The following is a 1,355-nucleotide window of genomic DNA, read 5'->3' as shown; positions in this document are numbered from 1 at the left end:
ATCAGGGCCACATTAGGATTCAAATCTATGAAGACGGCTTATGCCACAATTAAAGGTATTGAAGTCATGCGTGCACTACGTAAAGGACAAGTATCGTCATTTTATTATGGTCAGCCTCAGGGTGAAGTGTGTCTAATCAACAGGGTTTTCGGTCTCTAAGCACTTTTTAAAGGGAACATCATCGACTCAAATCACTATTTGCAACAGTGCCATCTAATCTACGATTCAGGCGAATACGGGTCATATTGTCTTTAATGCCATCCAACCATTCATCAAATTCTGGCAGACGTTTAATTTCAATCATGAGGATTCCTTATCTTCTCACCATATTGTATTCGATCGAATACAATATGCAAGTAATCTATACGAACATCCATTAATTTCGTATAATAGCCGTTATGTTAAATCACTGTATTAATTTAAATTAGTAGCTAAAATTGCTTTAAAATTTAAATTTATAAGGTATTTAAAGTGCAAAGTCTTTTTTCTAAAATATTTCTACTGACTATTCTCATAATGACAGGTAGTGTTGTTCATGCTGTTGAAGTTAAGCCATTCAAACTTACAAAGAATAATGAAGGCTATCCAGAAAATATTGGCTTATATAAAATAATAAATAAATACAGTGAGTTATATATAAAACAGTATCCATTTGCTATTGAGAACAGTAATAGAAATGCTGGTTTTATTAGTGAGATCGATCCACAATGTGGAATCTTAGAAAAGATATATAAACAACAGCAGACTACTTATGTTGTAACAAGTACATGTGGCGGATGGTTTGGTATGAGTAGCCCCGAAAACCATTATTTTATATATGAGTTTAATGATTTATCAAAATTAATTAAATCCGAAACTATTGAATTCCAAGAGTCATTAGATATTACGATTTCAGAGCTTAAGTCAGGTATAAAAATAACTACAACTCAAAGTCCAGAAACTGGGAAAAAGTATAATTATGAATACACAAATGGTAACTTGTATGACTTCTCAACATCTATGAATAGAAATTTAATTTCAAAAGAAAGTGATAGAGTTTGTAAAGGCTTCTATGATCAAGTTTATACTGAATTTAAGTATTCTTATGTGCCAGGTATGAATAATCTTTTTGAAATTTTACCTAGACATGCTTATTCATGGGTTCCAGACAAAATCAAATCTAGTGAAGAATTATCAGATAAATTAGCCAATGATTTAAAAGGGAAAGATCTTACACAGCGTAGAAATATCCCTTATTCAAAATTTAAACAAAACTATTGTTCTTAACGGCTTTGTTGCACAAACCTATCTGTAAAGGCTTTTTCAGCGATATAATTTTCAAATGAAGAAGCCTACACACAAAATCTACCGCACAA

At 31.6% G+C, this 1,355-nt stretch carries 1 protein-coding gene and 2 pseudogenes; 2 read left to right on the top strand and 1 reads right to left on the bottom strand.

The window, feature by feature from the left end; translation table 11 throughout:
• A pseudogene (locus NI462_RS14870) lies at window positions 1-159 on the top strand (IS6 family transposase); the annotation flags it as partial.
• Between the two features lie 52 nt (window positions 160-211).
• On the opposite strand, the pseudogene NI462_RS14865 reads toward NI462_RS14870, so the two are convergent.
• A pseudogene (locus NI462_RS14865) lies at window positions 212-304 on the bottom strand (type II toxin-antitoxin system RelE/ParE family toxin); the annotation flags it as partial.
• Between the two features lie 167 nt (window positions 305-471).
• Between NI462_RS14865 and NI462_RS14860 the strand changes: the two are divergent.
• The gene (locus NI462_RS14860; protein WP_253161228.1) at window positions 472-1,266 is read left to right on the top strand and encodes a hypothetical protein; all 795 of its coding nucleotides are present in this window, start codon (window positions 472-474) and stop codon (window positions 1,264-1,266) included.
• Window positions 1,267-1,355 lie beyond the last annotated feature (89 nt).

Source organism: Acinetobacter lwoffii (assembly GCF_024129715.1).
GTDB classification, from domain to species: domain Bacteria; phylum Pseudomonadota; class Gammaproteobacteria; order Pseudomonadales; family Moraxellaceae; genus Acinetobacter; species Acinetobacter lwoffii_U.
Note: the sequence above shows the minus strand (reverse complement) of the source record. Positions and strands in the feature narration are given on the sequence as shown.